Genomic DNA, 22228 nt, shown 5'->3' with positions numbered 1-22228 from the left:
TGGCGGCCGGAGCGACGAAGCACCGAACCGCTTCAGACCAGACGCTGACGGATATGCCTGAATCTTTCGCCCCACGCGCCTGCGGGGCCCTTGCGTTCGCCCTGCTGCTCGCGGCCCCGCTCGCGGCGCAGACCCACCCGCTCCCGCCGCCGGGCGCGCCCGCGGCGCAGCAGACCGTGGCCGCCATCCCCGGCGCCCGCCCGCTCTCGCTCGACGAGGCGCTGACCATCGCCGAGGGGACCAGCGACCAGCTGACCGTGGCCCGCGCGGGGGTGATGCGCGCCAGCGGCCAGCGGCTGCAGGCGCAGAGCCAGCGGCTGCCGCAGCTGAACGGCACCGCGTCGTACAGCCGCGCACTAGCGTCGCAGTTCTCCTCGCTGTCCGGGGGGACGGACACCACCACGCAGTCGGGGCCCACCAACTGCGGCAAGTTCGTCCCCAACCCGGCGCTCCCGGTGGAGTCGCGGCTGGACTCGCTGGAGCACGCGGTGGACTGCGCGGCCAACGGCAACCCCTTCTCGTCGCTGGGCTCGCTCCCCTTCGGGCGCGAGAACACCTGGCAGCTGGGGCTGAACCTGCAGCAGAACGTGTTCTCGGGCGGCCGCATCGGCGCGCAGGTGGACGCGGCCACGGCGGGGCGGCGGCGGGCCGAGATCCAGCTGGCGTCGACGCGCGCGCAGCTGGTGCTGGACGTGGCGCAGGCGTACTACAACGCCGCGCTGGCCGACCGGCTCCTGGCGATCGCCGAGGCCACGCTGGCACAGTCGGAAGAGACGCTGCGGCAGGTCACCCTCGCCAAACAGGTGGGGAACCAGCCGGAGTTCGAGCTGCTGCGCGCCCAGGTGACGCGCGACAACCAGCGGCCGGCAGTCATCCAGCGCCGCGCGGACCGCGACCTGGCCTACACGCGGCTGCGGCTCCTGCTCGACATCCCCGCCGACCAGCCGGTGAGCCTCACCACGCCGTTGAACGACGCGGCGCCGGTTCCCGTCTCGCGCTTCGCGTCGAACCCGAACCTGATGGGCGACACGGCGACGGCGAACCGCGCCCCTGTGCGCCAGGCGGTGGAGGCGGTGACCACGCAGGAGGCGCAGTTCCGCATCGCGCGGGCGCAGCGCCTTCCCACGCTCAGCATCGTTTCGAACTACGCGCGCGTGGGGTACCCCAGCGGGCTGTTCCCCGCGTGGAGCGACTTCGCCACCAACTGGACGGTGGGCGCGCAGCTCTCCGTTCCCCTCTTCACCGGCGGGCGCATCCGCGGCGACGAGATGGTGGCGCAGGCCAACGTGATGGAGGCGCGCGCCACGCTGGAGCAGACGCGCCAGCAGGCGGAGCTGGACACGCGCACCGCGCTGGACCAGCTGGCCGCGGCGCGCGCGCAGTGGCAGGCCAGCGCGGGCACGGTGGAGCAGGCCGGCCGCGCCTACCAGATCGCCGAGATCCGCTACCGCGAGGGGCTGTCGACGCAGACGGAGCTCACCGATTCGCGGATCCTGCTGCAGCAGTCGCAGGCCAACCGCGCGCAGGCCGCGCGAGACCTGCAGATCGCGCAGATCCGCGTGGCGCTGCTCCCCGACCTGCCCCTGAACGTGGGGCAGGCCGCGGGCGCCGCCGCGCTCCAGCAGCAACAGCAGCTCCAGCAACAGCAGCAGCAACAGCAACAGCCGACCCAGCAGCAGCCACAGGTGCCGACGTCGTCGGCGTTCAGCGGAACGGGGGGATGATGATGAACAACACGATCGGGCGCGCGGCGCTGGCCGCCGGCGTGGCCCTGGTGCTGGCGGGGTGCGGGAAGGAAAGCGACGCCGCGGTGGAGAAGCCGGCCGAGGGGATCGTCCTGGGGCCCGACGCGGTGGCCGTGGTGCAGCAGCAGGAGATCCGCACCGGGCCGCAGCTTTCCGGCAGCCTGATGGCCGAGCGCGAGGCGCAGGTGCGGGCGCAGATCTCCGGCCAGGTGCTGGCGGTGTACGCCGACCAGGGGCAGGCGGTTCGCGCCGGGCAGCCGCTGGCGCGCATCGACGCCACCGCGCTGACCGACGCGGCCACCTCGGCGCGCACCGGCGTTTCCTCCGCGCAGATTTCGCTGGAGGTGGCGCGGCGCAACTACGAGCGCGCGCAGACGCTGAACCAGGCGGGCGCCATGAGCGACCGCGACCTGGAGACGGCGCGCGCCCAGCTCAGCCAGGCGCAGGCGCAGGCCGCCGGCGCGCGCAGCCAGCAGGCCAGCGCGCAGAAGCAATTGTCGAACAGCGAGGTGCGCTCGCCCATCACCGGTGTGGTCAGCGTGCGCCCGGTGGGCGCGGGCGACATCGTGCAGCCGGGGGCGGCGCTCTTCACCGTGGTCGACCCGCGCAGCATGCGGCTCGAGGCCAACGTTCCCGCCGAGCAGCTGGGGCAGCTCCACATCGGCTCCACCGTGCGCTTCACGGTGAACGGCTACCCGGGGCGCACCTTCACCGGCACGGTGCAGCGCATCGCCCCCGCCGCCGACCCGGCCACGCGCCAGGTGCCGGTGGTGGTCACCATCCCCAACGAGGGCGGAACCCTGGTGGCCGGCCTGTTCGCGCAGGGGCGGGTGGAGAGCACCGTGCGGCAGGGCATTCTCGTTCCCGCCGCGGCGGTGGACGAGCGCGGCGTGGCGCCCTCGGTGCTGCGCCTGAAGGGGGGGAAGGCCGAGCGCGTGGCGGTGCAGCTCGGCACCCGCGACCCCGACACCGAGCAGGTCGAGGTCACCGCCGGGCTGGCCGCGGGCGACACCGTGCTGGTGGGCCCCGCCATCGGCACCGCCCCGGGCACCCCGGTCCGCGTCAGCGCGGCCGCGCAGCCGTAAAGGAGAGCAGGGATGTTCATCTCCGACTTTTCGATCAAGCGGCCCGTCGTCACCGTGGTGACGATGCTGGCGCTGGTCGTGTTCGGCATCTTCGCGCTGCTGAACCTGAAGACCGACGAGTTTCCCGAGGTGCAGCCGCCGGTGGTGGCCGTGTCGATCCCCTATCCGGGCGCGAGCCCCGAGACGGTGGAGCGCGAGGTGGTGGACCGCGTGGAGGAGGCCATCGGCGGGATCAGCGGCGTGGACCAGGTGACCAGCCAGAGCTTCGACGGCTACGCGGTGGTCATCGTCCAGTTCATCTTCGGCAAGGACCTGCAGCAGGCCACGCAGGACATCCGCGACCAGATCTCGCAGATCCGCAACGAGCTGCCGCAGGAGATGAAGGAGCCGATCCTCAGCCGGTTCGATCCGAACTCGCAGCCGATCGTCTCCATGACGCTCTCCTCCACCACGCTGGGGTCGGCCGAGCTCACCCGCATCGCCGACCCGGCGCTGACGCGCGAGCTGCGCGCGGTGCCCGGGGTGGCGCAGGTGAACGTGCAGGGCGGCATCACCCGCGAGCTCTCCGTCCTCCTGGACCCGGCGCGGATGCAGGCGGCGGGGGTGGGGGTGCCGCAGGTGGCCGCCGCGCTGCAGTCGCAGAACCTGGCCGCCCCCGTGGGCAAGCTGACGGGAACCTGGGACGAGCGGTCGATCCGACTGCAGGGGCGGCTTCCGGATCCGGAGTCGTTCCAGCAGCTGGTCGTCGCCACCAACCCCGGCGGCGCCGTCGTGCGGCTGGGCGACGTCGCGACGGTGCGCGACGGGACCGAGGAGCCCACCTCGCTGGCGCTGTTCAACGGCAAGCCGGCGGTGGGGATCGACGTGATCAAGTCTTCCGGCTACAGCACCACGCAGGTGGCCAGCGCGGTGCTGGAGCAGGTGCACAGGATCGAGGCGCGCCTCCCGCAGGGGGTGAAGCTCGACGTGGTGAAGAACTCGGGCGACCGGGTGAGCCGCTCGGTGAAGAACGTGCAGGAAACGCTCTTCGAGGGCGCGCTGCTGACCGTGCTGGTGGTGTTCCTCTTCCTGAACAGCTGGCGCTCGACGGTGATCACCGGCCTGGCGCTGCCGGTTTCGGTGCTGGCGTCGTTCGTGGCGGTGTGGGCCTTCGGCTTCACGCTGAACACGATGTCGCTGCTGGGGCTTTCGCTGGCCATCGGCATCCTGATCGACGACGCCATCGTGGTGCGCGAGAACATCGTGCGGCACGTGGAGATGGGGAAGGACCACTACCACGCGGCGCTGGAGGGGACGGACGAGATCGGCCTGGCGGTCGCAGCGACCACCTTCTCCATCGTCTGCGTGTTCGTGCCGATCGCCTTCATGGGCGGGCTGGCGCAGCAGTGGTTCGCGCCGTTCGCGCTGACCATCGCCTGCTCGGTGCTGGTGTCGCTGTTCGTGTCGTTCTCGCTGGACCCCATGCTCAGCGCCTACTGGCCGGACCCGCACCGCGAGCACCACGAGAAGGGCTTCGTGGGGCGGCAGCTGGACCACTTCAACAACTGGTTCGCGCGGCTCTCCGACCGCTACCGCGGGGTGATCGCCTGGGCGCTGGACCACCGCGCGTCGATGGTGATCCTGTCGCTGGGCACCTTCATCGGCGCGCTGATGCTCCCGGTGAAGGGCCTCGTCTCCTTCCTGGTGGTGCTGGCGATCGCGGTGGGCCTCTCGGCCTTCCTGGCGCTGGCGAAGCCGGGGAAGTCGGTTACCGCGGCGGTGGTGCTGGGCGGGCTGGTGGCCATGGTGGTGGGCGGGGCCATGTCGCCGGTGTTCGCCAAGCTGGGCGGGCAGTTCTTCCCGCCCGACGACCGCTCGGAGTTCATCGTGCACATCGACACGCCGGCGGGAAGCAACATCCAGTACACGCGCAGCAAGGCCGACGAGGTGGCGCGGGTGGCCCGCACCCACCCCGAGGTGGCGTACACCTACGCCACCGTGGGCGGGCAGCAGGGCACGGTGAACCAGGGCGACATCTACGTGCGCCTGGTTCCCAAGGCCACGCGGCACCGCAGCCAGGACGAGCTGGCGGCCGAGATCCGCGAGCAGGCGGCGCACGTGGGCGGGGCCACGGCCTCGCTCAGCACCGGCGGCTTCGGACCGCAGAAGGAGATCCAGATCCAGCTGCGCGGCCCCGACATCGCCGTGCTGAACCGGCTGGCCGACCAGGTGATGGCCGAGGTGCGGCAGGTGCCCGGCGCGGTGGACGTGGACCTGTCGACGAAGGGTCAGAAGCCGGAGCTGGAGGTGGAGCTGAACCGCGGGCTGGCGGGCTCGCTCGGCATCACGGCCGGGCAGGTGGCGCAGGCGCTGCGCCCGGCGTTCGCCGGGATCGACGCGGGCGACTGGGTGGACCCCTCGGGCGAGACCCGCGACGTGCAGCTGCGGCTCGATCCCGAGGCCCGGCGCCGCGCGGCCGACCTGGCGTCGATCCCCCTGGTCCTGCAGGGCCCCACGGGGACGACGTCGCTCCCGCTGGGGCAGGTCGCGACGATCAGGCAGGGCCTCGGCCCCGCGCAGATCGACCACCTGGACCGCGACCGCGTGATCACGGTGCAGGCCAACACGCAGGGGTCGCCGCTCACCGAGGTGGTGGCGGGGATCGAGACGCGCCTGAAGGAGCACGTGCGCGTGCCGGCGGGCTACGAGATCACGCAGGGCGGCCAGACCAAGGACCAGCAGGAGGTGTTCGGACGCATCTTCTTCGCGCTGGGCGTGGCCATCATGCTCATGTACCTGATCCTGGTGGTGCAGTTCGGCTCGTTCCTGGACCCGCTGGCCATCCTCCTCTCGCTCCCGCTCTCGCTGATCGGGGTGATGCTGGGGCTGTGGCTGACCGGGAACACGCTGAACCTGATGAGCCTGATCGGGGTGATCCTGCTGGCGGGGATCGTGGCCAAGAACGCGATCCTGCTCATCGACTTCGCCAAGTGGGCGCACGAGCGGGGCACGCCGCTGCGCGAAAGCCTGATCGAGGCGGGCGCCATCCGCCTGCGGCCCATCCTGATGACCACCTTCGCGCTGGTCGCGGGGATGATGCCCATCGCGCTGGGGAAGGGCGAGGGCTCGCAGTTCCGCTCGCCGCTGGGCGTGGCGGTGATGGGCGGGGTCATCGCCAGCACGCTGCTGACGCTGCTGGTGATCCCCACCTACTACGAGATCCTGGACGACCTGCGCGAGTGGCTGTTCGGCCTCTTCCGCCGCGGCCCGAAGAAGGAGGAGCACCACGGGCCGCCGGTGGAGCGCATGCGGCCGCGGCTGGAGCCCGAGGCGATGTCGGCGGACTGATCAAGGGGACAGGGGACAGGGACGGCCTTCGCGAGATGGCACCTGTCTCCTCCTCCGGCGTCGTCCTGAGGCTGGGAAGTACGGAAGTACGGAAGTACGATGCGCATCGCGGGGCGATGATCGCGGAGACGGAATTCCTGTTCTCCCAAGCGATTTTTCTGGTATCTGCCGCGTACGGTTGCTACTTTCGCGGGTGTTGGCGGGGGAAACGGATTTGGGAGTGAGGGCAATCCGTCCGAGGCGCTTCCGGCGTAGCATTTCAGCCGAACCGGACAGGTGCGCGGGGGGTATTCAGCGCGGCGCCGAGGGCGAGGCGCGCGCCGGGTTCCGCCGGGGGCGGGCCCGGGCTTTTTCATCCTGGCGAGGTTTGATGCAGACGATCACGGAGGAGCGGCCGGCGGTCCCCGTACCCGCGCCCCGGGCCGGCAAGGGGTTCCATCCCGGCCGCGCGTTCACGGACTTCCTGGCACGGCTGGGCACCGGCGGCGAGCGCTTCGCGGCGCACGCGGGCGACATGGCCACGCTGGTGTGGCGCTCGGCCATGTACCTGTTCACGGGCCGCGTGGCCCTGGCCGACATCGCCCGGCAGATGTACTGGATGGGCGTGGGCTCCATCCCCATCGTGCTGGTGACGGGGATGCTGGGCGGGATCGTGACCAGCCAGCAGGGTGGCTACCAGTTCACCGGCGGCGTCCCCCTCTACATCCTGGGAAGCGTGGTGGCCAGCTCGGTGATCCTGGAGCTGGGCCCGGTGATGACGGCCATCGTGCTGATCGGCCGGGTGGGCGCGCGCATCACCGCCGAGCTGGGGACCATGCAGGTGTCGGAGCAGATCGACGCGCTGCACTCGCTGGGCCGCGACCCGGTGCGCACGCTGGTGGCCCCGCGCCTGATCGCGGGGATCATCGTGGTCCCGATCCTGGTCGCCCTGTGCAACCTGGCGGGCGTGGTGAGCGGGATGGTGGCCGCGCAGTCGACCGTGCATCTCGGCATCCCCGCCTTCCGCTACGGCGCGGGGCTGTTCTGGCACAACTGGGACATGCTGTACTCGGAGCTGAAGGGCGTGGCGTTCGGCTTCGTCATCCCCCTGGTGGCCAGCCACATGGGCCTGTCCACCCGCGGCGGCGCCGAGGGCGTGGGCAAGAGCACGACCAGCGCGGTGGTGCTGATGACGCTGTCGGTGCTGGTCATCGACGCGCTCTTCCCGCCGCTGCTGCTGAACTGAGCAGGGGACAGGGGACAGGGATGGAGAACAGCCCGTCCACTTAGGACTCAGGACTTGGCACTCAGGACTTTTCCGTTGATGTTCGGCGACGACGCGGGGACGTGGAGGAATAGATGACGGTGACCCCGGCGGTGGGCGACCCGATGGTCGAGTACCGCGACGTGTGGAAGGCGTTCGACCAGCCGGTGCTGGCGGGCGTGGACCTGGTGGTGGGCCGCGGCGAGACCATCTCCGTGGTGGGCCACTCGGGAACGGGCAAGAGCGTGCTGCTGAAGACCACGATCGGGCTGATCGTGCCCGACCGCGGCGAGGTGGTGGTGGACGGGATCTCGGTGTTCCGCGGCGGCCGCCGCGCGCTGCGCGACGTGCGCAAGAAGGTGGGATACGTCTTCCAGAACGCCGCGCTGTTCGACTCGATGACGGTGTACGAGAACGTGGCGCAGGGGCTGACCGACGAGGAGATCGCGTCGTGGGGCGACCAGGAGGTGCTGCGGCGGGTGGCCCGCTCGCTGGACCACGTGAACCTGGACCCCAACAAGGTGCTGGGGAAGCTTCCCAGCGAGCTCTCGGGCGGGATGCGCAAGCGCGTCGGGATCGCGCGCGCCATCGTGGGCGAGCCCGAGATCCTGCTGTACGACGAGCCGGTGACCGGGCTGGACCCGGTGAACGGCACGGTGGTGCACCGGCTGATCGCGCAGCTCGCGGGCGAGCTGGGGGTCACCAGCATCATCGTCACGCACGACATCGAGGGCACGCTGCCGATCTCGGACCGCGTGGCGCTGCTGGACCACGGCCGGATCCGCTTCGTGGGCACCCCCGACGAGTTCCGCGCCAGCGACGACCAGCTCGTGCGCGCCTTCATCGAGCGCGACGTGCCCGAAGACGAGATGGCGGAGGCGCTATGATCCGGCGCGCAGACGAAAGCAACCAGGGGGCGGCCGCGTCCGCCCGTAACCGAATCTCCCCGCGAGACATGGCCATCGTCCAACCCACCCGGTCCCCCCGGCGCGAGGTGCAGGTCGGGATCTTCGTCCTGGCCGGCATCCTGGCCGTGCTGGCCGCCCTGTTCATCCTGACCGACCCCGGCACCTTCCGCGGGCGGTACTACGTGTCCACCGTGGTGCGCGACGCCGGCGGCATCCGCGCGCGCGACCCCGTGCAGCTCTCGGGGGTGAACATCGGCCGCGTGGCCGACCTGAAGCTCACGCCGGGCGGCGTGGCCATGCGCCTGGAGATCGAGGGGAAGTACAAGTTCCCCGACGACAGCAAGGTGCGGCTGACGGCCAAGGGGCTGCTGGGCGAGATGGTGGCCGACGTCCTCCCCGGCCGCTCGCGCACCGAGGCCGGCGAGGGCGAGATCCTGGCCAGCGCCGACCAGGACCAGGGGCTCAGCGGCACCGCGCAGGACCTGGCGGGCACGGCCAGGCAGGTGGGCGGCAAGGCCGACACCCTGCTCACGCGCGCCAACCTGCTGCTGAGCCAGGAGGCCATCGGCTCGGTGCACACCAGCGCGGCCGAGCTGCAGTCCATGCTGGGCTCGCTGCAGGCGCTGGCCGCCGACCAGCGGTCGCAGCTCTCGGCGCTCTCGGCGTCGCTGCGCCGCAGCGCGGCGGGGATCGAGGGGGCGGCCACGCGGCCCGAGCTGGCGCGCGCCATCGCCCGCACCGACAGCCTGACGGCGCGGCTGGACGCGGCCACGGGGCAGCTGAACCAGGCCAGCACCTCGCTGGCGGTGGTGATGGGCCGCATCGAGCGCGGCGAGGGCACGCTGGGCCGGCTGAGCAAGGACGACTCGCTGTACGTGAACCTGAACAGCGCCGTCGCCAACCTGAACCAGCTGACCACCGACATCCGCGCCAACCCCAAGAAGTACCTCAGCGTCAGCGTCTTCTGACGCTCGGGGGATTCGGGAGATGGAGAAGGGCGGGCTTCCTCGCGGAGGCCCGCCCTTCCTGTCATACGGTCCCTGGCGCCAATCGAACGCCACAAAAGACGTCATCCTGAGGCCGGCCACACGGTCCCCTCATCCCTCGCAAGACTTTGCAGGCCGAAGGATCCATAGCCGGCTCTGCACGTTCGCCCGTCGAAGCGCGCCTCCACCTCTCCCGAATTGACGAGATCGGCGTGTGCGCTTCGAAAACTGACGTGCGACGTCACCTATAGATCCTTCGGCCTTCAGGCGCTCGTGCGAGAAGAGCGTCAGTGTGGCCGGCCTCAGGATGACGTCTCCTTGGGGCTGATTGTAATGCGCAGTTGATTGCCAGATCCGGTATCACCGCTCGATCGTGATCTCCCGCCTGGTCGTGACGGTTGTGCCCATTCGCGTGCGGACCGAGACCTCGATGACGTAGTCGCCCGGGGCGAGGCGGGGGAGGGTGAGGGCGAGCGAGCGGGGGACGATGGCGCCGCCGGGCACGGCCTCGCTCCAGCGCATGCGCACGGGTGCCGCGCCGCGCGTGCGCTTGCGCGACAGCGCGAGGGAGAAGGCGACGCTGTCGGCGCGCGGCTCCAGCCCGTACACCTCCCAGTACATCGCCACGCGCTCGCCTGCGCGGAACCGGGTGCTCCCGCGCGCGAGCGGCGCCGCCTCGTCCAGCGACCGCGGGCGCGCGTCGCGGTCCAGCAGCAGCACGTCGGAGATGGCGATCCCGTGCTCCGCCGGCCGCCGCAGGTCCGCGCCGAAGCGGGCGCGCGCCGCACGCTGGCTGGTGCGCTCGCGCGCTTCCAGGCTCAGCACCGTAGCCTCCGGCTCGGCGGTGGCGCGGAGGACGCCGCGCGTTCCGTCGACACGCGCGGTCTGGACGACGGGCGCGGCGCCGGGGTCGCGCATTATCACCAGCCCGGCCTCGAGCGTGGGGTGTGCGGGAAGACTGTCGGGCTTCATGGCGAAGGCCGCGACGACCTCGGCCCGGCCGTCGCGGCGGAAGACGGCCACCTGGTGCGGGAGCGGCCCAAAGCGGCGCACGCCGGGCGGGCCGTAGAACGAGTGGGCGCCCTTCTCGTCCGTCCGCCAGTCGTCGGCGCGGATGGCCAGCGGGTCGCGCGCCATGGCCAGCGTGGGGATGAACTCGAAGCTGGGGGGATAGTGGGTGATGACGGACGAGATGGCCCCCTGCCCAAAGCGCGGCCGCACCCGCTCCCACCCGCTCGGGGCGCCCCAGCGCGCCAGGATCTCGGCCAGGTCGAACGCCCAGTAGATCCCCTCGGTGGTGCGCGCGCGGTCCTGGAAGCGGTCGGCGACCAGGCGGGCGTAGTGCTCGGTCAGCCGGTCGTTCCCCGGCTCCATCCAGAACGGGTCCGCCAGCCACCAGATCCGCCGCACCGCGGCCTCGCGCGCGGATGCGTCCATGCGCCGCAGCGCCCGCGCGTCCGCGTCCATCAGCACGGGCGAGAGCGCGTCCCACTCGCGGCGCTCCGCGGCCGGCATTGCCGCGAGCGCCTGCGCGAACGTCGCCTCCGCCGCGCGGTAGTCGCCCGCGGCGTGCCGCGCGTAGCCGTCCAGCGCCAGGCACCACCAGCGCCCGGCCCGGCACTCGCGCGCCACCCGCGACGCCTCGGCGAAGCGCCCCGCCTCCACGCGGTAGCGCACCCGCTGCCCGGCCACCCACGCGTCGCCCGGCGACGCGGCGGCGGCCTCGTCGAGCGCCGCGATCAGCGAGTCGCGCTCGGCGCGCACGGAAGGGTGCTCCGGCGGCGGCGTCCAGTCTTCCTCGGTGTCGTTGTGCGTCAGGCAGAATCGCCCGATGATCTCGTCGCAACTCCCGCCGCTGCCCGTGTTCTCGCTCGTCCACGGGAGATGCTGGAAGCGCACGCGCTCGAACGCCGCCTGTGCCCGCCGCGCATCGCGCAGCACCCGCGCCGAATCCGCGCGCGTCTGCGTCCGCGCGGACGCCAGCGCCGCCGGCGCCTGCGCGCGTCCCGGCGGCGGCACGACCAGCGCCGCCACGGCCGCGAAGGTGAGGAATCGCACCGATCTCATCCGCATCTCCATGATGCTGTCACCGCCCGGCCGCCGCTGCCGCATCCCGCGCGCCAGCCGCCGGGCACTCTTCCAGAGAGACGCGCGAGCCCCGGAGAGTTTGACAGCCGGGCTGGTGACTCTGATGGATCTGGCAAATCGCTGATACCAGCTAGGGAAGAAGTATCAGCGTGGCGCGCCCGAATAGGCAGTTCGCGGGCTGGCCTCACCGGCGACTGAAGTCGCAGCAACAACTACGGGAAGCCTCGCAAACTGCGCGAGGCTGATCCGCTCCATCCGCGGCATCTTCCCCTCTCCATTTTCGGGTGAGGGCCCGCGCTATCTCCCCTCCACCACGTTCCTGTATCCCGTCGCGAAGACGAGGGCTACGAGGACGATCAGCAGCACGCCGTATGCGCTGGCGCCGCCGAAGTCGTAGGCGCGCAGCTGCGACAGCATCTCCATGCTGATGGGGCGCGTGCGGTTGGTGTAGAGCAGGATCGAGGCGACGAACTCGCCCAGCGCGGTGACGAACGCGAGCAGCGCGCCCGCCATCAGCCCCGGCAGCACCAGCGGCAGCACCACGCGCCGCAGGGCCGTGGCGGGGCCGGCGCCGAGCGACGCGGCCGCCTCCTCGAGCGAGGGGTCGAGCTGGCGGAACGACGACAGCGCCGCGCGCGTGACCAGCGGGATGTTGCGGATGAAGTACGCCAGCGGCAGGATCGCGAAGGTCCCTACCAGCACGAATCGCCCCGCCAGCGGCCGGTTCACGCTGAACGTGGACGCCAGCGAGATCGCCAGCACAGTCCCCGGCAGAGCCCACGGGAGCGCGACCAGCGCGGAGACGATCGCCTTCCCGCGCACCCGCGTCCGCGCCAGCAGGTACGCCGCCGCGAAGGCGAAGGCCACGTTGGCGATCGTCGCGATCGTCGCCATGCGCAGCGAGTTGAGGACCGGGCGCAGCTGCTCGGCCTCGCCGAACATCCGGCGGTACGGCTCGGCGGAGTAGACGGGTGGAAAGGTCTGCGTGGTCCACGTTCCCTCGGGGACGAAGGAGACGAGCAGAACCGTGGCGTGCGGCAGCAGGAGGAAGCCGACGAACACCGCGGCCGCCAGCGTCAGCAGCCACCCGCGCCCGCGCTCGGGCGGCGGCGCCACGGCCAGCCCCTTGGACGCGCCGGTGTAGTCGCGCGACGCCTCGTAGCGCTGCAGGGGGACGAGGAACGCCAGCGAGACCAGCGCGAGCACCACCGCCTCGACGGCGACCAGGCCGTTCTCCCCGTTCAGCTTGCTGGCGTAGAGCTGCGTCGTGAGCACGCGGAAGCCGCCGCCGAAGACGTAGGGCGCGCTGAACGACGCCATCGACGTCATGAACACCAGCAGCGACGCGCCGCCCAGCGCGGGGGCCAGCATGGGCAGCGTCACGCGGCGCAGCGTGGTCCACCACCCCGCGCCGAGCGCCGCCGCGGCCTCGGCATACCCGGCGTCCAGCCGCGCCAGCCCGGCGGAGGTGAACAGGTAGAAGTAGACATACATGGTGTACGCGTGCACCAGCAGCACCGCCCACGCGCCGTCCAGCCGCCACGGCGCCTCCGCCAGCCCCAGCGCCGTCTGCACGCCGCGCGTCAGGAACCCGGACTCGCCGTAGAGGAAGAGGAAGGAGATGGTGCCGACCAGCGGCGGGAGCAGCACCGGCATTGCGGCCAGGCCGCCCAGAACGCGCCGCCCGGGGAACTCGCGCCGCGCGAAGAGGAAGGCCAGCGGCACCCCGATCAGCGCGGAGAGCACCACGCTCGCCAGCGAGATCCACACGCTGTTCCACAGCGCCCGCAGCTCCGACGCGCTGCCGAAGAAGCGCGCGTAGTGCGCCCCGGTCACCCGCCCCTGGTCCAGGAAGCTGTCGCCCAGCACGAACAGGTTGGGATACAGCACCAGCCAGAGCAGCAGGATCACCACTCCCGCCGCAAGCAGCCAAGCCGCCGGGATCGCCCGGCGGGAGCGCTGTCCCCGGAATCCCGCCCTTTCAGATTCGGACATCTGCTGATAAGCTTGGAGTCATCTCTCTCATCGGGCGCCCCGGTGTGCCCGTCTTCCGACCCGTTTCTCGCTCTTATTCAGCCTTGGAGCGAGTTTTGTCCGCGCGCTAAAGCGCGGTGGACGCCCGCTGATCCGTCCACCCCGGCGGTGCAATCAACCGTTCGCGCCGCATCGGCGCCAGCCCGCAGCGCGGACCACCAGAGGAGAGCACAATGCGGAAGATCCGGCTGGACCCCGAAGCGCTGCGCGTGGACTCGTTCGCCACCGGCGCGGCGCGGGCCGACCTGGGCACTGTCTACGGGTACGCGAGCAAGCCTGGCACCTGCGCCGCATCGTGTTTCGGCACGTGCGTCACCAACTGCGACTGCTCGCTCGGCTGCCCCAGCATCGCCCCGTGCACCGAGCCGAGCGGCTGACCGGCGCGCGTCGTTGCACCCTCTCGACCACCGAGGACCTGATGAAGAAGATCCGCCTGAATCCCGAAGCGCTGCGTGTGGACTCGTTCCCCACCGGCACCCCGCGGGACGAGATGGGCACCGTGCACGGCCACGCGACCAAGCCCGCCACCTGCGGAGTGTCGTGCTTCGGAACCTGCGCCACCAACTGCGACTGCACCCTCGGCTGCCCGACCCTCGTCTTCCCGTGCACCGACCCGATCGGCTGACGGGAAGCATCATCCCCCAACCGGAGAAAGATCGATGAAGAAGATCAAGCTGGACGTCGGCGCGCTGCGCGTGGACTCGTTCGAGGCGGGCGCGAAGCCCGCGGCCGGCGGTACCGTGCTGGGCTATGCCACCAGGAACTTCACCTGCGCCGACACCTGCCAGCCCCCCACGGGCGTGACGAACTGCGACTGCACGCTCGGCTGCAACACGGTGCCGTGCACCACCTCGTGACGGCGCGCCAAACCCCCATCTCCCTCCACGGAACGCGAATGCGCAAGCTGAAGCTGGATCTCGACACCCTGTGCGTGGAGTCGCTCGCGACCGCCGCGCTGGAGGCCGGGAACGGAACCGTGCACGGCCTCGGCAGCCGGTTCGCGACCTGCGAGTCGATCGTGAACAGCTGCATCACCTACTGCGACTGCACGCTGGCGTGCGCGCCCACCGACCCGTCCAGCTGCTGACGGCCGGGGCGAATCGATCCCATCCCCATTCACCTCCCGGAGCCGAGATGCGCAAGCTGAAGCTGGATCCCGAGACCCTGCGCGTGGAGTCGTTCACCGCGCGCGATGACGCACGGGGCGCGAAGGGCACCGTGCAGGCGCAGTCGTTCCTCCCCACGGCCGACCCGTTCGCCACGTCGTGCCAGGACGCGACCGCGTACTGCCAGGAGACCGACTTCCACTGGAACACCTGTGGGAACTCGTGCGTGAACATGTGCTTCAACACGGGCCCGAGCTGCGTGGACTGAAGTAGGACGAGGGTGCGAAGTGCGAAAGTGCGGGTTGTTACTCTCGCACCTTCGCACTCTCGCACCATGTCGGTAGATGAAAAGCGGCCCCGCGCGCCAGCCGGCGTGCGGGGCCGATCGTTTTCGTGTGGATCGATGCCCGTCAGGGCGCGGATGCGCGCCAGATGGCGTCCTTCTGCACCAGCGCGATGCTGGCGTTGTTGAAGCGGTACTCGGCCACGCGCTGGAAGAGCGGCTGCGCGTCGGCGTTCCGCCCCGCGGCGGCCAGCGCCACCGCGCGCTGGTAGGTGACGTAGATGTCGTTGGGGTCGGCGTGCTCGAAGTGCGCCGCCGCCTCGGCCGGGTGGTTCTGCAGCAGCTCGATCATTCCCATCAGCTCGTGTGCGAACTCGGCCTTCCGCGGGTCGCGCAGCGGCTCCACCGTGGTCATGATGCGGCGGTATGCCTCGGTCGCGGCCGGGAAGTCGCCCTTCCGCGCGGCCAGCATCCCCTCCCAGTATGCCGCGTACGCCTGCTCCTGGCGCCGGAAGTCGTCGGACCCGCTGCGCGCCGCGTCGGCCATCGCCAGCTGGTTGCGCAGCGCGATCACCCGCGCGGCATCGTCCAGCATGTGCGTGTGCAGGGCGATAGTGGCCTCTTCGTCGAGCGCGAACACCTTCGAGCCGTCGGGGTCGGGAACGTTCATCCCCCCGATGGCGGCGACCAGGCGGTCCAGCTCCTGGATGGCGGCGCGCGGGTTCCCCTGGTGCACGCTGACCAGCGCGTGCCAGACGGGGTACACCGCCTTCTCGTTGCCGCGGCCCAGCGCGGTCGCCGCGGCGTAGTCGGCGCGCGCCTGATCGTAGCGGCCCAGGAACGAGTTCACGTGCCCGCGCTGCTGCAGCGGCGAGCCCTCGCGCGGCGCCAGCCGGGCGGCGCGGGTGTAGGCGGTGCGCGCCTCGTCCAGCTTTCCGGCCATGCGCAGCACGTCGCCCTGCACGTCGTACGCGTAGCTCTCCTCCGGCGCCAGCGCCACCGCCTGGACGATGGTGGCCTCGGCGCTGGGCAGGTCGCGCGGCTCGTTCAGGTACTGCGACGCCAGCTGGATGAGCGGCGGCGCGAACTGCGGCGCGGCCTGGGCGGCGCGCTGCAGCGTGGCGCGGGCGTCGGCCTCGTGCCCCATGCGCGCCTGCACGGCCGCCAGCTCCATCAGCGCGCGCGGGCTCTGGGGGTTGGCCTGCGCCAGCTGCTGGGCCAGCGCGAGCTGCCCCTCGATGTCGCCGTCGAAGCCCTTGCGCGCCATCTGGATGAGCAGCTGCTCGGCGGGCGTGGCCTGCGCGGCGACCTGCTCGGCGCGCTGCAGGCTGGCGCGGAACTCCTCCAGCGAGTTGGCGCTCGCGGCCAGCTGGAGATGGGCGTACCCCCACGCGGGGTCGGCCTGCACCGCCAGCTGGAAGTGGTCGTGCGCGCCCGGCGCGTCGCCGAAGTCCAGCGCGTGCTGCCCCTGGGCGAAGTGCTCCAGCGCCGCGGGGGCGTGCTGCGCCGAGGGGTACAGCATGGTGGCGCGCTGGATCTGTGGCTGCGGCTGCGCGGCCAGCGCCCCCGCGCACAGCGCGGCGAAAGCGACGGGCGGCAGCAGCATGATGGCTCGGCGAAACGGCATCGTGCACCTCCGGGGGAGGGAACGGCGACGGGCGCGTCCGGCGCCGGAATGGCACCGGAGCGCGCCGCCTGGAAGGACGCGCTGTGACCCTGCGCTCGCGGCACGGAGGCGGATCTCCCCCGCGCCCGGCCTTAAACCGCCCCGCCAGATGAAGGCGGCGGACCCCTATGCGTTTCCGCAGCACTGCATAGATGCGCGAAAACACTTGGAGCACAATGACTTCGGCCGTTGTTCGCCCCGTTCGCTCCGCACTCGCCGCCGCGCCGCCGCGTCCTGGCTGGCGGCAGAGGATCCCACCGGTGACGCGCCGGCACGTTCCGGAAATGCGAACCACCTGCGGCTACGATCAATCCCGTGAAAATACGTGCTGTTTTCGTGCCAATTACGTGCTAAATACACCACCTTGGCACGTGTTCTGCGTTGCAGGATGGTGCCTGATAGACGCTGTACCGATGTCAGGTGTGGCACGGACGGATACAGGATCGGCCTATCGTCTGGCGCGAATGGGGCAGCGCCATCGGCGGGAAGCAAAGCCCCGGGTGGAGAGAAAGAGCGGAACGTTCGGACGCGTACTTGGCTCAGTGAACCGCAAGCAAAGCCCGGCGGGCGGTCACCTGACTATGAGCCGCGATGGAATTCCCCCACAGGCGGAAGCTTGTGACCATCGAAACGAGAGCTGGGCTAACACCAAGGCAACATCCGGAGGAAGAAATGGTCACACGAATGGAAAGTCTCGCAATCGAGGTAGCCCTGTGCACGTGTCGATCAGGAGCAGCCGAGCACGGCGACGCGAGATGCCATTGCGGAAGAACGCCACCGCGCCGGGCGTATCTTCGACACAGCAGCGGCGCGATGAGCTGTCCAGAGGTGTCGCTCGTCTGCACGGCCTAACGACCGAAGAAAGGAGGACTCACATGGCTTCAACGACGAGCAAGCCTCGCCACAACCTCACTCTTCAGCCCGCGCTCCAGCGGAAGCTGAAGGAAATTGCGGCCAAGCAAGGGACGTCGACCGCAGACCTCCTGCGGACCTGCGTGAAGATCGGGTTGATGGTGCTGGAGGTGGAGAATACCCCGGGTGCGGAGCTGATCATCCGGGAGAACGGCGCGGAGCGGAAAATCCTGATCGTCTAACGATCTCGCTTCGCTGAACTTCCCTGGGGAGGGAGGATCGAATGAGTTGTCCGAACGAAGTGCCAATCGAGTCCGTCGTCCGACAATACATCGGCGACGAAACCACAGACCTGATCGATCGCTCCGAGTTCCATGTTCAGGAGCTAACGATCAGAACAGTGGCCGGTGATACGCTAATGCTTCGACTCTCGCGTGCAACAGCCCGGAAGTTGACGCGAGTAACGATCGCCCTGATAACCTCCTTGGCCGGCTACTTCGCCTGGGGAGAAGTAACAGGAAAGATCGTGAGCGAACCACCAGCATCCCACGTGACCTGTTCGCAGAGGTAGGCGAGCTGCGTCACATGACCGATCTAGAGGGCGCTACTCGACCCACCCCGGATCAGCTCGGCGGGTTGCGCCCTCGGGATCGGGCTCTCTCCAGGTATCCCCATCTCCACGACCTACCCCCAATTGCTAATCGCTGTGAGAGGCGTGTCACGTCCCGCGCGGCGCATGATGGAATACCCTCGTGGCGGGTCGCTCTACGTCGATGAGGCTGCCACGCCCTTCGCCGATCTCGGTGCTCTGCGGCATTATTGCGGTCCAGCGTCACTGAATCTGGCACTGAGCCGAGAATGCAGAACGCCCCGGCGAAGCTGCTGCTTGCCGGGGCGGTTCGTATTCAGTGGTCGATCAGGGACTCGAACCCCGGACCTCTCGCATGTGAGGCGAGCGCTCTAACCAGCTGAGCTAATCGACCGAGTAGCGGGGGCGGGATTCGAACCCGCGACCTTCGGGTTATGAGCCCGACGAGCTACCAGGCTGCTCCACCCCGCGACATTTCTCCAACCAGTGCTCCCGAGAGGACTCGAACCTCCACGAGCTTGCGCCCACTAGATCCTGAATCTAGCGCGTCTACCAATTCCGCCACAGGAGCATTGTAACGAGCCATCAATATAACGGGATTTCCGGCATCGTGGAAGGGGCCGAAGCCGTTCGCACAGCCGGAGGGACGCCATCCCCAGCCGCCCCGAAGCTGCGACGGGCGGGGGGCGCGGGTCGTTACTTTCGCACTCTCGCACTCTCGCACCGTGACTTCGCCGGCTCGGCCCCGCGTAGACCCGGAGCGCCACTCGTGGCGGTCCGCCGCCACCGGTAGAGGCGTGCCGCCGCACGTGGCGGAGCCCGCCGCCGCCCGCTGTGCTCCAAGTCACTGCCACGCCACGGGATGGCCGATCGGATGCGCGGGGTACGTGGCATGCCGTCCGGATGGGGTGTACCCCCCGCGTCTTTTCCTCGTGACCCAGGAGGCGCTCATGGCCGGTGCGCGCAAGCCGATGAGGCTCGATGATCTGCCCACGCTGGAGCTGGAAAGCAACGTCATCGACGCCATGTCCGACCCGAACGTGAATGTGCAGGCCTGCTATCCGAACAACTGCCCGCCGTGGACTGCCATCCGCTCGTCGTGCCCCGACGAAACGACCGTGGTGTAGCCGTCGCCGCGGGCGGCCCCGTACCGGCCGGCGAGTCCGGCCGATACGCGCCGCCACCCGTGGCCAGGAGCCTCGGAACCCCATGCCGACGCTCGACATGCTTTTCCCCGTGACCCCCAGGAGGCGCCGATGGCCAGTCCGCGCAAGCCGGTGAAGCTCGACGACATTCCCACGCTGGAGCTGGAAAGCAACATCATCGACCCGATGTCCGATCCGAACGTGAACGTACAGGCCTGCTATCCGAACAACTGCCCCCCGGTGACCAGCTGGGGCTGGACCTGCGACGAGACGGCCGCGTAGCCGGCGCCGCGGGAGTTCCCGTACCGGCCGGCGACCCCGGCCGGTACCCCGCCCCCACCCGTGACCAGGAGCCTCGCAGCCCATGCCGACGCTCGACATGCGGCAGTCGCCGCTCGACGGCCCCCGCGCCCCCGCGGCGCCGCTGGTGCAGCTCGCCTACCGCCCGTCCGGGCGCTGGATGCCCTCGCGCTTCAACGCGCGGACGGTGGGCGACGACGGGCGCCTGATCCTGTGGAACACCCTGACCGGCGCCATCAACGTCTACGAGGCGGAGCACCGCGAGGCCGTGCTGGACCTTCTCTCGGTGGACGGCCTGGCCGCGCCGCTGGGGCGCGCGGCCGAGTACCTGGAGCGGCGCGGCTACCTGGTGCGCGCCGACGTCGACGAGCTGGACCTGTTCCGCTTCCGCCGGGCCCAGGACCAGTGGCGCACCGACACCCTGCAGCTGGTGCTGATGGCCAGCGAGGACTGCAACTTCCGCTGCGTGTACTGCTACGAGAAGTTCAAGCACGGCACCATGCTTCCCGAGGTGCGGCAGGGGATCCGGGCGATGGCCGAGCAGCGCGCGGCGAGCCTGAAGGAGATCGGGATCATGTGGTTCGGCGGCGAGCCGCTGTACGGATGGGAGGCGGTGGAGGAGCTGGCGCCCTTCTTCGCGGAGCTGGGCCGGCGCGAGGGGATCGCCGTGTGGCAGAACATGACCACCAACGGCTACCTGCTGGACGACGAGCGCGCCGGCAAGCTCCTCTCCTGGGGGTGCCGCTCGTTCCAGGTGACGGTGGACGGGCTTCCCGAGGAGCACGACCGCAAGCGCGTGGGACGCGACGGCAGCCCCACCTGCGAGGTGATCCTGGACAACCTGCGCGCGCTGCACCGCCGCTCCGAGGAGTTCCGGGTGAACCTGCGGGTGAACTTCGACCACGAGAACCTGCCGCGCATGGGCGCGTTCATCGAGTCGCTGAGCGAGGACTTCGGCAGCGACCCGCGCTTCAAGCTGGGCTTCCACGCAGTGGGGCGGTGGGGCGGCCCCAACGACGCCCAGCTGGCCGTCTGCGGGGTGCGCGAGGAGCGCGACGGGCTGCGCGGGATGCGGGCCGAGGCGCGCGAGGCCGACCTGCGCGACGACGGCGGGATCGAGCGGGTGTCACGCCCGGGGAGCCAGGCCTGCTACGCGGCGCGGCCGTACAACTTCGTGGTGAGCGCCACGGGCAAGCTGATGAAGTGCACGGTGGCGCTGGACGAGATGGAGGAGAACGTGGTGGGGCAGATCCACCCCGACGGCACCATGGAGATCGACCAGGCGCGGCTGTCGCGGTGGGTGCGGCCGCACTTCGAGGGCGATTCGATGTGCCAGAGCTGCCATCTCCTTCCCGCGTGCGAGGGCGCCGCCTGCCCGCTCAGCCGGCTGCGCGAGGGGTACCGCACCTGCAGCCCCACCAAGGGCAAGCTGAAGATGGACATGCGCGCCACGCTGGCGCGCGCGCCGAGGGCGGAGCATGCCTGCGCCGGCGCGGGCTGACGCGCGCGAAGCGCGGCCGGCGCGCCCCGCGTCCGGCGTCTCGGCCACGCTCCTGCTCCCGCACGGCCGATTGGCGCGCGCGCCGCTCCCCGAGTGGGGGCGCCGGTCGGCCGCGCTGCTGACCCGGGCCGCGGGCGCGCCGGAGCCGCGCGCCCGCTCGCGCGAGGTGGCGGTGGCCGCCAACCAGGTGGCGCTGATCGCCGCGCACCAGGGGCGCGGCGAGGTGGCGCGGGCGCTGTGCGAGGCGCAGATGGAGTGGCAGCTCCGGCTGGCGCGCCGCGCGGGTGACCCGGCCATCGCCGCGCAGGCGCTGCAGCCCTGGGTGAACCTGGGGCGGCTCGAGGCGCTGGCGGGCGACTGGGCCGGCGCGCTGGTCCGCTTCTCCGGGCTGCTGGCGCACCGGGCCGCGCGCCCGGTGCCCGTGGGCGGAGCGTGCGTCAGCGGCGAGGGGTGGGAGGAGGTGGCGGCGGACGCGGTGGGGTTCGGCGAGTTCCTGGAGGGCGTCTACGTGATCGACTCGCTGAAGGCGCTCCTGCAGAACCGGCGCGACGCCGAGGCGCTCGGCTTCGCCGCCGCGCTCCCGGAGGGGATCGCGCCCGCCATCGCCCGCTTCGGGGTGGAGGCGTCGGTGGTGGCGTGGTGCCGCGCGGGCGAGTGCGGACGCGCCTGCGACGCGGCGCTGGCCGCGGCGCGCGCGTGCGACGGATGGGAGCGGGCGGTCTTCCTCCTGCGCCTGGCGGAGGCGCTGCTGCTGTCGGGAGACGCGGCGACCGCGCGCGCCGTCCTGTCCGGCTCGGCGGCGGCCATCGGCCGCGATCCGGCGGCGGGGCGCGGCGCGCTGAAGGCCCTGTACGTGGTGCACGGCTACGCCGGCGCCTGCCGCGAAGCGGGGCTCGAGGGCGATGCGCTCTCGCTGGCGCGGCTGCTCCTGCAAGGGGGCCGCGACGCGCGCGACGAGGTGTTCGCGGTGGACGCGTTGCGGCTGCTGACCGCGCTCGCCCCGGCGCCGGAGCGGGCACGATGGGCCGGGGAGATGGAGGCGCTCCAGGAAAGCAGCCTGTATCCACGCTGCCGCCGCGGGCGCGGCGCGGCGCCCGCGGACCCCGGGCTCGACGCGCTGTACGAGCAGCTGCAGGACGTGCTCTCGGACTGAGCCCGCATCCGCTAAAAAGACTCGTTCACGCAGTGAAGGCGGAGGAGCAGAGAAATTCCTCTCTGCTCCTCCGCTTCTCTGCGGTGCGCCGTGCGAAGGCGGCGTGTTCTAGCGGGTGAAAGTCCCGCCGGAGGAATTGACGGTACACCTCCGTAGCCACGGGCGGGCTGTGCGCTGGCAACAGGCATGGTCGAGCCGCCCGGACAACTGTCTTCCA

At 70.8% G+C, this 22228-nt stretch carries 19 protein-coding genes and 3 tRNA genes; 16 read left to right on the top strand and 6 right to left on the bottom strand.

Annotation, left to right across the window (positions count from 1 at the left end; translation table 11 throughout):
- The first annotated feature begins 53 nt into the window (after window positions 1–53).
- From VLK66_RS12640 to VLK66_RS12615, 6 genes are all read left to right on the top strand, one after another.
- Window positions 54–1724, top strand: a complete 1671-nt coding sequence (locus tag VLK66_RS12640) for a TolC family protein (protein WP_325309784.1) — start codon at window positions 54–56, stop codon at window positions 1722–1724.
- A complete protein-coding gene (locus tag VLK66_RS12635; RefSeq protein WP_325309783.1) occupies window positions 1721–2830 on the top strand; it encodes an efflux RND transporter periplasmic adaptor subunit in 1110 nt (369 codons plus the stop codon). The genes VLK66_RS12640 and VLK66_RS12635 overlap by 4 nt, the downstream gene beginning before the upstream one ends.
- Before the next feature lie 12 nt (window positions 2831–2842).
- Window positions 2843–6157, top strand: a complete 3315-nt coding sequence (locus VLK66_RS12630) for an efflux RND transporter permease subunit (RefSeq protein ID WP_325309782.1) — start codon at window positions 2843–2845, stop codon at window positions 6155–6157.
- 370 nt (window positions 6158–6527) lie between these two features.
- Window positions 6528–7382: an ABC transporter permease gene (locus VLK66_RS12625; RefSeq protein WP_325309781.1), complete on the top strand. Its 855-nt coding sequence runs from the start codon at window positions 6528–6530 to the stop codon at window positions 7380–7382.
- A 113-nt stretch (window positions 7383–7495) separates the two neighbouring features.
- Window positions 7496–8287, top strand: coding sequence for an ABC transporter ATP-binding protein (locus tag VLK66_RS12620; protein WP_325309780.1), 792 nt, complete (start codon window positions 7496–7498; stop codon window positions 8285–8287).
- Between the two features lie 68 nt (window positions 8288–8355).
- Window positions 8356–9276, top strand: a complete 921-nt coding sequence (locus VLK66_RS12615; RefSeq protein ID WP_325309779.1) for an MlaD family protein — start codon at window positions 8356–8358, stop codon at window positions 9274–9276.
- 378 nt (window positions 9277–9654) lie between these two features.
- Here VLK66_RS12615 and VLK66_RS12610 read toward each other — a convergent pair whose 3' ends face one another.
- Complete coding sequence (locus VLK66_RS12610; RefSeq protein WP_325309778.1) at window positions 9655–11361, bottom strand: hypothetical protein; 1707 nt, start codon at window positions 11359–11361, stop codon at window positions 9655–9657.
- Between the two features lie 318 nt (window positions 11362–11679).
- Complete coding sequence (locus tag VLK66_RS12605) at window positions 11680–13293, bottom strand: iron ABC transporter permease (RefSeq protein WP_325309777.1); 1614 nt, start codon at window positions 13291–13293, stop codon at window positions 11680–11682.
- 296 nt (window positions 13294–13589) lie between these two features.
- On the opposite strand from VLK66_RS12605, the gene VLK66_RS12600 reads away from it, so the two are divergent.
- The 5 genes from VLK66_RS12600 to VLK66_RS12580 are packed head-to-tail and all read left to right on the top strand — an operon-like array spanning window position 13590 to window position 14790.
- A complete protein-coding gene (locus VLK66_RS12600) occupies window positions 13590–13793 on the top strand; it encodes a hypothetical protein (RefSeq protein ID WP_325309776.1) in 204 nt (67 codons plus the stop codon).
- 41 nt (window positions 13794–13834) lie between these two features.
- A complete protein-coding gene (locus VLK66_RS12595) occupies window positions 13835–14041 on the top strand; it encodes a hypothetical protein (RefSeq protein WP_325309775.1) in 207 nt (68 codons plus the stop codon).
- 34 nt (window positions 14042–14075) lie between these two features.
- Window positions 14076–14273, top strand: coding sequence for a hypothetical protein (locus VLK66_RS12590; RefSeq protein ID WP_325309774.1), 198 nt, complete (start codon window positions 14076–14078; stop codon window positions 14271–14273).
- A gap of 38 nt (window positions 14274–14311) precedes the next feature.
- A complete protein-coding gene (locus VLK66_RS12585; RefSeq protein WP_325309773.1) occupies window positions 14312–14503 on the top strand; it encodes a hypothetical protein in 192 nt (63 codons plus the stop codon).
- 47 nt (window positions 14504–14550) lie between these two features.
- Window positions 14551–14790 carry a hypothetical protein gene (locus VLK66_RS12580; RefSeq protein WP_325309772.1) on the top strand — a complete coding sequence of 80 codons (240 nt, stop codon included), beginning with the start codon at window positions 14551–14553 and terminating at the stop codon, window positions 14788–14790.
- Between the two features lie 142 nt (window positions 14791–14932).
- Here the strand turns inward: VLK66_RS12580 and VLK66_RS12575 are convergent, their stop codons facing one another.
- Window positions 14933–16432 (bottom strand): hypothetical protein, encoded by a 1500-nt coding sequence (locus VLK66_RS12575; RefSeq protein WP_325309771.1) that lies wholly within the window; start codon window positions 16430–16432, stop codon window positions 14933–14935.
- Between the two features lie 914 nt (window positions 16433–17346).
- Between VLK66_RS12575 and VLK66_RS12570 the strand changes: the two genes are divergently transcribed.
- A complete protein-coding gene (locus VLK66_RS12570; protein WP_325309770.1) occupies window positions 17347–17565 on the top strand; it encodes a hypothetical protein in 219 nt (72 codons plus the stop codon).
- 667 nt (window positions 17566–18232) lie between these two features.
- On the opposite strand, the gene VLK66_RS12565 is transcribed toward VLK66_RS12570, so the two are convergent.
- The 3 genes from VLK66_RS12565 to VLK66_RS12555 all read right to left on the bottom strand — a co-directional run bounded on the left by VLK66_RS12565 (window position 18233) and on the right by VLK66_RS12555 (window position 18483).
- A tRNA-Val gene (locus VLK66_RS12565) sits at window positions 18233–18306 on the bottom strand.
- A 3-nt stretch (window positions 18307–18309) separates the two neighbouring features.
- Window positions 18310–18383: transfer RNA gene (locus VLK66_RS12560), tRNA-Met, on the bottom strand.
- Between the two features lie 16 nt (window positions 18384–18399).
- Window positions 18400–18483: transfer RNA gene (locus tag VLK66_RS12555), tRNA-Leu, on the bottom strand.
- Between the two features lie 400 nt (window positions 18484–18883).
- On the opposite strand from VLK66_RS12555, the gene VLK66_RS12550 reads away from it, so the two are divergent.
- The 4 genes from VLK66_RS12550 (at window position 18884) to VLK66_RS12535 (ending at window position 22011) form a co-directional block, all read left to right on the top strand.
- Window positions 18884–19039: a hypothetical protein gene (locus VLK66_RS12550; protein WP_325309769.1), complete on the top strand. Its 156-nt coding sequence runs from the start codon at window positions 18884–18886 to the stop codon at window positions 19037–19039.
- Window positions 19040–19168: 129 nt separating this feature from the next.
- A complete protein-coding gene (locus VLK66_RS12545; protein ID WP_325309768.1) occupies window positions 19169–19339 on the top strand; it encodes a hypothetical protein in 171 nt (56 codons plus the stop codon).
- Window positions 19340–19421: 82 nt separating this feature from the next.
- Window positions 19422–20858: a radical SAM/SPASM domain-containing protein gene (locus VLK66_RS12540; RefSeq protein ID WP_325309767.1), complete on the top strand. Its 1437-nt coding sequence runs from the start codon at window positions 19422–19424 to the stop codon at window positions 20856–20858.
- Window positions 20836–22011, top strand: coding sequence for a hypothetical protein (locus VLK66_RS12535; protein ID WP_325309766.1), 1176 nt, complete (start codon window positions 20836–20838; stop codon window positions 22009–22011). The genes VLK66_RS12540 and VLK66_RS12535 overlap by 23 nt, the downstream gene beginning before the upstream one ends.
- The last annotated feature ends 217 nt before the right edge of the window (window positions 22012–22228 follow it).

The organism is Longimicrobium sp., from assembly GCF_035474595.1.
In the GTDB taxonomy this organism is placed as follows: Bacteria; Gemmatimonadota; Gemmatimonadetes; order Longimicrobiales; family Longimicrobiaceae; genus Longimicrobium.
This window is presented reverse-complemented; position numbering and strand designations above follow the sequence as displayed.

Coding starts and splice junctions, on each gene's coding strand:
- VLK66_RS12545 (WP_325309768.1), top strand. CDS start 19,169: ATGGCCAGTCCGCGCAAGCCGGTGAAGCTCGACGACATTCCCACGCTG.
- VLK66_RS12570 (WP_325309770.1), top strand. CDS start 17,347: ATGGCTTCAACGACGAGCAAGCCTCGCCACAACCTCACTCTTCAGCCC.
- VLK66_RS12640 (WP_325309784.1), top strand. CDS start 54: ATGCCTGAATCTTTCGCCCCACGCGCCTGCGGGGCCCTTGCGTTCGCC.
- VLK66_RS12600 (WP_325309776.1), top strand. CDS start 13,590: ATGCGGAAGATCCGGCTGGACCCCGAAGCGCTGCGCGTGGACTCGTTC.
- VLK66_RS12625 (WP_325309781.1), top strand. CDS start 6,528: ATGCAGACGATCACGGAGGAGCGGCCGGCGGTCCCCGTACCCGCGCCC.
- VLK66_RS12620 (WP_325309780.1), top strand. CDS start 7,496: ATGACGGTGACCCCGGCGGTGGGCGACCCGATGGTCGAGTACCGCGAC.
- VLK66_RS12630 (WP_325309782.1), top strand. CDS start 2,843: ATGTTCATCTCCGACTTTTCGATCAAGCGGCCCGTCGTCACCGTGGTG.
- VLK66_RS12615 (WP_325309779.1), top strand. CDS start 8,356: ATGGCCATCGTCCAACCCACCCGGTCCCCCCGGCGCGAGGTGCAGGTC.
- VLK66_RS12540 (WP_325309767.1), top strand. CDS start 19,422: ATGCCGACGCTCGACATGCGGCAGTCGCCGCTCGACGGCCCCCGCGCC.
- VLK66_RS12590 (WP_325309774.1), top strand. CDS start 14,076: ATGAAGAAGATCAAGCTGGACGTCGGCGCGCTGCGCGTGGACTCGTTC.
- VLK66_RS12610 (WP_325309778.1), bottom strand. CDS start 11,361: ATGAGATCGGTGCGATTCCTCACCTTCGCGGCCGTGGCGGCGCTGGTC.
- VLK66_RS12595 (WP_325309775.1), top strand. CDS start 13,835: ATGAAGAAGATCCGCCTGAATCCCGAAGCGCTGCGTGTGGACTCGTTC.
- VLK66_RS12585 (WP_325309773.1), top strand. CDS start 14,312: ATGCGCAAGCTGAAGCTGGATCTCGACACCCTGTGCGTGGAGTCGCTC.
- VLK66_RS12575 (WP_325309771.1), bottom strand. CDS start 16,432: ATGCCGTTTCGCCGAGCCATCATGCTGCTGCCGCCCGTCGCTTTCGCC.
- VLK66_RS12550 (WP_325309769.1), top strand. CDS start 18,884: ATGAGGCTCGATGATCTGCCCACGCTGGAGCTGGAAAGCAACGTCATC.
- VLK66_RS12535 (WP_325309766.1), top strand. CDS start 20,836: ATGCCTGCGCCGGCGCGGGCTGACGCGCGCGAAGCGCGGCCGGCGCGC.
- VLK66_RS12635 (WP_325309783.1), top strand. CDS start 1,721: ATGATGATGAACAACACGATCGGGCGCGCGGCGCTGGCCGCCGGCGTG.
- VLK66_RS12580 (WP_325309772.1), top strand. CDS start 14,551: ATGCGCAAGCTGAAGCTGGATCCCGAGACCCTGCGCGTGGAGTCGTTC.